The sequence below is a fragment of the uncultured Campylobacter sp. genome, assembly GCF_938031315.1.
Classification (GTDB): Bacteria; Campylobacterota; Campylobacteria; order Campylobacterales; family Campylobacteraceae; genus Campylobacter_B.
This window is the reverse complement of sequence record NZ_CALHHT010000396.1, coordinates 1-8,247: the sequence shown is the minus strand read 5'-3', so window position 1 is coordinate 8,247 and position 8,247 is coordinate 1. Positions and strand designations below refer to the sequence as shown.

At 51.1% G+C, this 8,247-nt stretch carries 9 protein-coding genes; 8 read left to right on the top strand and 1 reads right to left on the bottom strand.

Translation table 11 applies throughout. The features are described 5' to 3' along the window. Positions 1–109 precede the first annotated feature (109 nt). Genes larA through ttdB form a run of 7 tightly spaced genes read left to right on the top strand, consistent with a single transcriptional unit; the run spans position 110 to position 6,105 of the window. Positions 110–1,360, top strand: coding sequence for a nickel-dependent lactate racemase (gene larA / locus Q0236_RS09980; RefSeq protein WP_297917341.1), 1,251 nt, complete (start codon positions 110–112; stop codon positions 1,358–1,360). Positions 1,361–1,362: 2 nt separating this feature from the next. Further along, positions 1,363–2,610, top strand: coding sequence for a nickel pincer cofactor biosynthesis protein LarC (gene larC / locus Q0236_RS09975; RefSeq protein ID WP_297917339.1), 1,248 nt, complete (start codon positions 1,363–1,365; stop codon positions 2,608–2,610). Continuing rightward, on the top strand, positions 2,582–3,364 hold the full coding sequence (gene larE / locus Q0236_RS09970) for an ATP-dependent sacrificial sulfur transferase LarE (protein WP_297917336.1): 783 nt from the start codon (positions 2,582–2,584) through the stop codon (positions 3,362–3,364). Before larC ends, larE begins: the two co-directional genes overlap by 29 nt. Further along, positions 3,351–4,097 carry a nickel pincer cofactor biosynthesis protein LarB gene (larB, locus tag Q0236_RS09965; protein ID WP_297917342.1) on the top strand — a complete coding sequence of 249 codons (747 nt, stop codon included), beginning with the start codon at positions 3,351–3,353 and terminating at the stop codon, positions 4,095–4,097. Before larE ends, larB begins: the two co-directional genes overlap by 14 nt. A 49-nt stretch (positions 4,098–4,146) precedes the next feature. Continuing rightward, positions 4,147–4,605, top strand: a complete 459-nt coding sequence (locus tag Q0236_RS09960; RefSeq protein ID WP_297917334.1) for a DUF2809 domain-containing protein — start codon at positions 4,147–4,149, stop codon at positions 4,603–4,605. Continuing rightward, positions 4,598–5,497, top strand: a complete 900-nt coding sequence (gene ttdA, locus Q0236_RS09955) for a L(+)-tartrate dehydratase subunit alpha (protein WP_297917332.1) — start codon at positions 4,598–4,600, stop codon at positions 5,495–5,497. The genes Q0236_RS09960 and ttdA overlap by 8 nt, the downstream gene beginning before the upstream one ends. Then, positions 5,494–6,105: a L(+)-tartrate dehydratase subunit beta gene (gene ttdB, locus Q0236_RS09950; RefSeq protein ID WP_297917330.1), complete on the top strand. Its 612-nt coding sequence runs from the start codon at positions 5,494–5,496 to the stop codon at positions 6,103–6,105. Before ttdA ends, ttdB begins: the two co-directional genes overlap by 4 nt. A 110-nt stretch (positions 6,106–6,215) precedes the next feature. On the opposite strand, the gene Q0236_RS09945 is transcribed toward ttdB, so the two are convergent. After that, entirely contained in the window at positions 6,216–7,490 is a 1,275-nt protein-coding gene (locus Q0236_RS09945) for a citrate transporter (RefSeq protein WP_297917328.1), read from the bottom strand. Between the two features lie 140 nt (positions 7,491–7,630). Here Q0236_RS09945 and Q0236_RS09940 point away from each other — a divergent pair. Further along, positions 7,631–8,247 (top strand): asparaginase (locus tag Q0236_RS09940; RefSeq protein ID WP_297917326.1); only part of this gene is annotated, 617 nt, incomplete at its 3' end.

The window sequence follows — 8,247 nt, the reverse complement described above, 5'->3', positions numbered from 1 at the left end:
TTTTTAAATTCTAAAGCTTTCTAAATTCCGTTCATAACCCGCTCTAGGCTAATTCGTTTTAAATAAAATTTACGTTATAATCCCGCCAAATTCCACATAGGAGGCAGATATGCAAATCCCTATCGCATACGGCAAAGATGATCATCTAAGCTTAGAGATAAACGAGAAAAATTTGCTCGGCGTTTTCGATCCAAACCCCGTGGCTAAATTTGACGAAACGGCGCTCATCGCAAAGGCTCTGGCAAATCCGATAAATCAAAAAAGCTTTGACGAGTTTATAGCAGGCGATGAAAAGATCGTAATCATCGTAAACGACGGCACGAGACCTACGCCGACGGCAAAAATTTTAAAGCAAATTTACCCAAAAATCCGCGAGAAAAATAAAATTTTCATCATCGCCACCGGCTGCCACAGAGAGGGTACGCTTGATGAGTACGAGATGATCTTCGGCAAAGAAATTTACGCGGAAATCAGCGCCAAAAACGAAGTTCACGATCACGACTCCAAGCACGACGAAATGGTCTTTTTAGGCGAGTCCAAAAACGGCACGCAGATGTATCTAAACAAAATCGTAGCAGAAGCAAAAAAAGTGATCGTCATAGGCTCGGTCGAGCCGCACTATTTTGCAGGCTATACGGGCGGACGAAAGGCGTTTTTACCCGGCGTCGCCAAATACGAAACCATCGAGCAAAACCACAAACTAGCCCTTAGCGCCGACGCTCAGGCGCTGCGCCTAGAGGGCAACCCCGTGCACGAGGATATGATCGACGCGATGAAGGTGCTAGCGCACATCGACGTTTTTTCGATCCAGACGGTGCTTGACAGCGAGCACGGCGTGTATTACGCAAGCGCGGGCGATTTGAACGACAGCTTTTACGACTGCGTGAAAAAGGCCGACGAGGTCTTTTGCGTAAATATCCCGCGCAAGGCCGACATCGTGATCTCGGTCGCGCCTTATCCGATGGACGTCGATCTCTATCAGGCGCAAAAAGCCCTAGATAACGGCAAACTAGCACTCGCGCAGGACGGAATTTTAATCATGGTCGCAAAGTGCCGCACAGGCATCGGACCAAAGCCGTTTTTTGACCTGATGGCCTCCGCCGACACGCCCAAAAAGGTGCTCGAAAAGATCAGCGCTGGCTTTAAGCTCGGCTATCACAAGGCCGCTAAAATGGCTGAAATCTCGCTCTGGGCGCAGACCTGGGCAGTGAGCGATCTAAGCGACGATGAGATGCGCGCCGTGCATCTAAAACCATACCACGACATCCAAAAGGCCGTGGACGACGCGCTCGCGCAAAAGGGCGCGGACGCTAAAATCATCATCCTGCCGTTTGGCTCGATGACGGTGCCTAAGGCCTAGGTTTGGCTAAAATTTTATATTACGACGCGAGCGCAGGCATCAGCGGCGATATGAACTTAGGCGCGCTGGTGGGGCTCGGCGTGGATTTTGGCTATCTTTGCGCCGAGCTAGAGAAGTTAAATTTAGCCGGCGAATTTAAACTCATGCGCAAAAGCGTGCTAAAAAACGGCATCGCCGCGACCAAAATCGACGTCGCGCCTCTAAAATCGCAGCCCCACGCCAGAAGCTACGCCGATATCGTGCAAATTTTAGAGAGTTCAAATTTGAGCGAGCGTTGCAAACAAAGAGCGGGCGCGATATTTCGCACAGTTGCCGAGGCCGAGGCTAAAGTTCACGGCACGGACGTAGAGCGGGTACATTTCCACGAGATCGGCGCGATAGATAGCATCGTGGACGTCGCGGGCGCGGCGATCTGCTTTGAGTATCTTTTTGAAAAGCTCGGCGTCTCGCGCATCGTAAGCTCCAAAATCGAGCTTGGCGGCGGCGTAGCGATCTGCGATCACGGCGCGCTTAGCGTGCCTGCGCCCGCCGTTTGCGAAATTTTAAAAGGCGTGCCCGTAAGCCTCGGGCGCGCAAATTTCGAGATGACTACGCCCACGGGTGCGGCGATTTTAAAGGCCAGCGCGGATGAGTTTACGGACGGCGCGAGCTTTAGGATCAAAAAGATCGGCTATGGCGCTGGCGGCAAAGACTCCGCGGGCTTTGCAAACGTGCTTCGCGCGATGATCTGCGAGGCGGATGAAAATTTGAACGATGAAAGCGATGAGCGAAATTTAGCCGCGCGCTCAGGCTACGGCGAGGTTTGCAAGCAAATTTTAATCTCCACGAACATCGACGATATGGATGCCGAGAGCTTTGCGCTTGCCTGCGAAATTTTGCGCGAGAACGGCGCGCTAGACGTCTTTAGTCGCTCTATTTTTATGAAAAAGGGGCGCGCGGGCTTTGAGCTAAACGCGCTGTGCCGCAAGCAGGACGCGCAAAATTTAAAGGATCTTATATTTACGCACACGACGGCGATCGGCGTTCGCGAGGTAGAGGTTGTTAAAACCGAGCTAAAGCGCGAGTTTGTGCGGGTGCAGACGAAATTCGGCGAGATAGGGCTTAAAATTTCAGGCACCTGCCAAACGCAAAAAGCAAAGCCCGAATTTGAGGACTGCAAGGCCGCGGCGCTCGCGCACGGCACGACGATCGAGCGGGTGCGAAAAGAGGCGCTAGAAATCTATGACGAAACTAGAAAAACTAAAGGCTGATCTGCGCGGGCTGGGCGAACTCGCGGTCGCATTTAGCGGCGGCGCGGACAGCTCGCTACTACTGCGTGCGGCGCACGACGCTCTGGGCGAACGGGCTATCGGCATAACGATCAGATCGCCCTACATGTCCTCGCGCGAGATCGCCGAAGCCGTAGAATTTGCCCGCGCTTACGGCATCAGGCACGAAATTTTAGAGCTAGGCGTCGCAGAGGAGATCAAAGACAATCCCGAAAACCGCTGCTATCTGTGTAAAAAGGCGGTGTTTTCGCGCCTAATCGAGCGCGCCCGTGAGCTTGGCTTTAGCCGCGTTGCAGACGGCACGAACCGCGATGATCTAGGCGAATACCGCCCGGGGCTCAAAGCAAAAGAGGAGCTAGGCGTGCTCTCGCCGCTGATAAATTTAACCAAATCAGATATCCGCGAGCTCTCGCGCGAGCTGGGCTTACCCACTGCCGAAAAGCCTGGCTACGCGTGCTTGCTAACGCGCCTGCCGCACGGACGCGAGATCGATGAGAGCGAGCTAAATTTGATCGAAGCCGCGGAAAATCTGCTCATCGCAAGCGGCTACGCAAACGTCCGCGCGCGGTGCGACCGCAAAAATATAAAGCTGCAAATGCCCTTTGCTAGCATGCAAAGCTTCCTAAACGACGCGAAATTTAAAAGCGTCGTTAGGCAGCTCGTTATGCTCGGCGCGGCGGAGGTAACGCTCGATCTAAAGGGGTTTAGAGAGGATGTTTTGCATGAGAGAGGATGAAATTTTAGAGCTTTTTGCTGGGGTAAAAAGCGGCCGCGTGAGCGAGCAAGAGGCGCTAAAATACCTGAAAAACTACCCCTACGAGGACGTGGGCTGCGCCAAGATCGACACTCAGCGCGCCCTGCGAAACGGCGCGGGCGAGGTGATCTACGGCGAGGGCAAGACGGATGATGAAATTTTACGTATCGCAGAGGCGATCGGCGCGAGAGGGCAAAATATCCTGATCACGCGCACGAACGAGCGGGTTTTTAAGCGGGTGTGCGAGGTGCTGCCGCAGGCGGAGTTTAACGCTCGCGGCCGCGTCATCAGCGTCAAATTTAAAGAGCCCGCGCTCACGCAAAGCTACATCGCGATAGTCTCCGCAGGCACCGCCGACGGCGCGGTCGTGGAGGAGGCGTACGAAACAGCGAGATTTCTAGGCAACGACGTGCGCAAATTTAGCGACGCGGGCGTGGCTGGGCTGCACAGGCTGATCGCAAATTTAGATGAGATACGCGGCGCAAAGGTCGTGATCGCAGTAGCCGGCATGGAGGGCGCGCTAGCTAGCGTGCTCGCAGGCCTCGTGAGCGTGCCGGTGATCGCGGTGCCCACCAGCGTGGGATACGGCGCGAGCTTTGGCGGGCTGGCGGCGCTACTAGCGATGCTAAACAGCTGCGCAAACGGCGTTGGCGTCGTAAATATCGACAATGGCTTTGGCGCCGCATACAACGCGAGCGTGATAAATCATCTCTAAATTTACGCCGCGCGAGGCAAATTTAACGGCTAAATTTAAAAGGAAAGCGTTGCGAGGGGAAAATTTAAGAGAGCAAAAAAGTGCCGCAAAGCTCGTGCAAAAGGCGCAAACAAGGCAAAGCACGCGAACGAGGCTAGCGTTTTTAGCCGCGGCGGTTTTGATTTTGGCGGTTGAAATTTACATCGCGATCTGCGTAAAGGGCGGCTTCGTGCGGCACTACCTGGGCGACGTTTTGGTCGTCATCTTGCTTTACGCGTTGGCGCGGGCCGCATTTGGCGCGCCGCCGTCAAATTTGCCGCTTAAAATTTTCGCGTTTGCCGCAGCCTTGGAGCTCGCGCAGTATTTGGGCGCCGTGCAAATTTTAGGCATAGAAAACAAAATTTTAAAAGTAATGATCGGCGGGACATTTGATTTTGCCGATCTGCTCTGCTACGCCGCAGGCTGTGTCCTGGCGGGCACCGCCGAAAAATTTGAAAGTAAAAACCAGCAAAGGAGAAGCGATGGATAAAGAAAAAGCCGTGCAAAAGATGACCGAGGTCATGGCGAAATTCGTCGGCTACACGGGCAAGGTGCTGCCCGACGACGTGACGGCGAAGCTAAGCGAGCTCGCCGAGCGCGAGACGCAGCCGCTGGCGAGAGAAATCTACAAAACGATGTTTGAAAACCAGCGCCTAGCTAAGCAGCTAGATCGTCCGTCCTGTCAGGATACGGGCGTGATCCAGTTTTTCGTGCGCTGCGGAGCGAACTTCCCGCTCATCGGCGAGCTTGAAGAGCTGCTGCGCGAGGCTGTACTGCGAGCGACGCGCGAGGCTCCGCTGCGTCACAACAGCGTCGAGACCTTTGATGAGTACAACACCGGCAAAAACGTCGGCAAGGGCACGCCGAGCGTATTTTGGGAAATCATGCCGCAAAGCAGCGAGTGCGAGATACACACCTATATGGCGGGCGGCGGCTGTAGCCTGTCCGGCAAGGCAACCGTACTGATGCCGGGCATGGGCTACGAAGGCGTCGTGAAATTCGTCATGGACATAATGACCAGCTACGGCATAAACGCCTGTCCGCCGCTGCTAGTGGGCATAGGCGTGGGCACCTCTATCGACGTGGCGTCCTTGTTATCTAAAAAAGCGCTGATGAGGCCTCTTGGCTCGGCAAACCCAAACGAACGCGCCGCGCTAACCGAAAAGCTGCTCGAAGATGGCATAAATAAAATCGGCCTGGGCCCGCAAGGCATGAGCGGCGCAAGCTCGGTCATGGGCGTACATATCGAAAACTGCGCCCGCCACCCAAGCGTCATCGCCGTCGCCGTAAACGTGGGCTGCTGGTCGCACCGCAAAGGCCATATCGTCTGGGACGAGCAGCTAAGCTTTGCCGTAAAATCGCACAAGGAGTTCGCGCTATGAGTAAGAAAATTTTAACCACACCGATCAAGGCCGAGGATCTAGCGGATATAAGGATCGGCGACGTGATCTACCTCAGCGGACACATCGTCACCTGCCGCGACGTACCGCACAGACGCGTCGTGCAGGAGGGCCGTGAGCTGCCGCTTGATATCAGAGGCAGCGCAATCCTGCACGCTGGACCGATCATCAGAAAAACGGGCGAACAAAGCTTTGAGATGGTCTCGGTGGGGCCGACTACGAGCATGCGGATGGAGAAATTTGAGCGAGAATTTATCGCCAAAACGGGCGTGCGCCTGATCGTAGGCAAAGGCGGCATGGGCGAGGGCACGATGAGCGGCTGCAAGGAGTTTGGCGCGATACACTGCGTATTTCCAGCAGGCTGCGCAGTGGTGGCGGCTACACAGGTCGAGGAGATCGAGAGTGCTGACTGGATGGAGCTTGGGATGCCAGAGACCTTGTGGAAGTGCCGCGTGAAGGAGTTTGGTCCACTCATCGTCTCGATCGACGCGCACGGAAATAATCTTTTTGAGCAGAACAAGGTCAAATTTAACGAGAAAAAAGACGCAGCGCTGGCTGAAATTTTGTCGCAGGTCGGGTTTATAAAATGAAATTTAAACAGTATAAATTTACCACACTGCCAAATTTTATAAAATATTTAGGTTTAATAATAGGTCAAAGCTAAACCGTCGGCTAGATTTAACCGACGGTTTATATGAATTTAAAATATCGAAAACATAAATGACAAAATGAATAATACCAATAGTCCAAATAGCATATTTGGACGTTGGAATTTATTTGCCGCTTTTAATTCCGATCCCGGGATTACCGGAATTACGGTTGCTAGCGCTGCGACGGGACCTCCCGTGAGATAATATTGCATCATAGCGCTACCACCTGCAGCCATAACGGCTAACGATAAAGGTGTCGCTGTGCCTAGCGAAAGAGCGGCTTGCAAAAATGGTATGGTTATGGCTACTGACGCGGCATTACTCTGGGTTACAAAACCCGCTAACGCCGATACTATTAGCATACTTTGTATAGGTGCATGAGTTAGCATCGGAGTAAAAATTTGACCGATAAGATCGGCCAATCCGATTTGCTTTATAACACCGCTCATAAATAAAAAGCCTATCGTAGCTACAAGCGGAGTAGCTATCTTGCCGACGCCTTCTAGCATATTTTTCTCGCCTTCTTGAAAATTTAAAACGGAAAGTAAAATCGTAATAATCGCACTTGCAATACCTACTACAAAGACTGGAAATCCCGCAATAAAGCCGATGAAAAGTACAATAAAAGGCAAAAACGCTTTCCAAACCGGAGCTTCGTCAGCCTTTGCTTCAAATTCTTTTGAAATGCGCTCGACATCCTCTTTACTAAGCGTTGTGCCGCTTCGCATTCTTTTTAATCTAAAAAAAGCGCAGGCAAAAACACAAAGTCCGACGAACGTACCTATAACGTTAATTAGTCCGAATCCGATATTCGATACCGCTACGACGGCTACTTGTGTAGGATGGGTAAAACCGCCGTAGTTGCCTAAAATACCAGCATGTCCATGGATACCGGCAGATTTATTAGGATCTACTCCAAGCTTTACGGATGCCGTACCGGTTATGACCGCAGTGATAGCCGGTTGCGTAAAACCGGTAAGCATACCTATTACCGCTGCCGCTATACCTCCGGCAGTCGCTACACCTACGCCCCCGCCCAGCTTATTTCCTAGTCTTACAATACTTCGAATAATTACATCCATGAAACCACTGGCTTGCATAACGCCGATAAACATTAAAATTCCTGTCATATCGGCAATAACCGGATTTAAACCTCCGTTAATAAGAGAGACCAAAGATACGATATTTTTTGGTCCTGCTACCGGAAATCCTGCTACTAGCGCGCTAATTGCCGAACCGACTATAGCCGTAGTATATAACGGCGTCTTACCACTTATCATTAAGATAAGCGTAAAAATCATAACGCATTGAGCCGCGACTAACATTGTTAACTCCTTTTTAAGAAATTTCTTTGGGCATTATAACATTTTTTTAAAAAATTATATATAATATTTAGTATTTTGTATTGAAAAATTTTAAAATATGGTATAATTTCCCAAACTAAAAAAAAGTGAAGGAGTAAAAAATGTCAAAGCCAAAAATTGCAGTCGGTGCGTTGGGCGGTACGATTTGTATGAGCGCGAACGGTGGACAAGGCGGAGTTAAACCTAGCTTTAGCGCAGAGCAGTTAGTAGGTGCAGTACCTGCTTTGAGGGAGATGGTGCAAATAGAGGCCAAAACCTTGCTGGCTCTTCCTAGTGGTAGTTTAAAGGTACAAGATCTTGTAGAAGTTTATAAATGGGCGAAAGAGCAGATAGCTAAAGGGGCAGCAGGCGTGGTTATTACACAAGGAACCGATACGCTAGAAGAAAGCGCATTCTTTCTAAATTTAGTTTGGGATGAGCATGCTCCGTTAGTTCTTACCGGCGCTATGCGAAATGCTGACTCTATCAGTTCGGATGGCGCCGGTAATATATACGCTAGCGTGCTAACTGCCATTAGTCCGCAAAGCAGAGATCGGGGCGTACTAGTAGTATTAAACGATACGATCCATAGTGCATTATGGGTTCACAAGAGTAATACCTTTTCTCTACAAACTTTTGTATCAATCAATGCCGGTATTCAGGGGCTTGTGATAGAGAATGAAGTAAAATTTATAGCTCCTGCCGTATCTCGTAAAATTTATCCCCTGCCTAGCGTTAA

Coding starts and splice junctions, on each gene's coding strand:
- Q0236_RS09945 (WP_297917328.1), bottom strand. CDS start 7,490: ATGTTAGTCGCGGCTCAATGCGTTATGATTTTTACGCTTATCTTAATG.
- ttdB (WP_297917330.1), top strand. CDS start 5,494: ATGAGTAAGAAAATTTTAACCACACCGATCAAGGCCGAGGATCTAGCG.
- ttdA (WP_297917332.1), top strand. CDS start 4,598: ATGGATAAAGAAAAAGCCGTGCAAAAGATGACCGAGGTCATGGCGAAA.
- larB (WP_297917342.1), top strand. CDS start 3,351: ATGAGAGAGGATGAAATTTTAGAGCTTTTTGCTGGGGTAAAAAGCGGC.
- larA (WP_297917341.1), top strand. CDS start 110: ATGCAAATCCCTATCGCATACGGCAAAGATGATCATCTAAGCTTAGAG.
- larE (WP_297917336.1), top strand. CDS start 2,582: ATGACGAAACTAGAAAAACTAAAGGCTGATCTGCGCGGGCTGGGCGAA.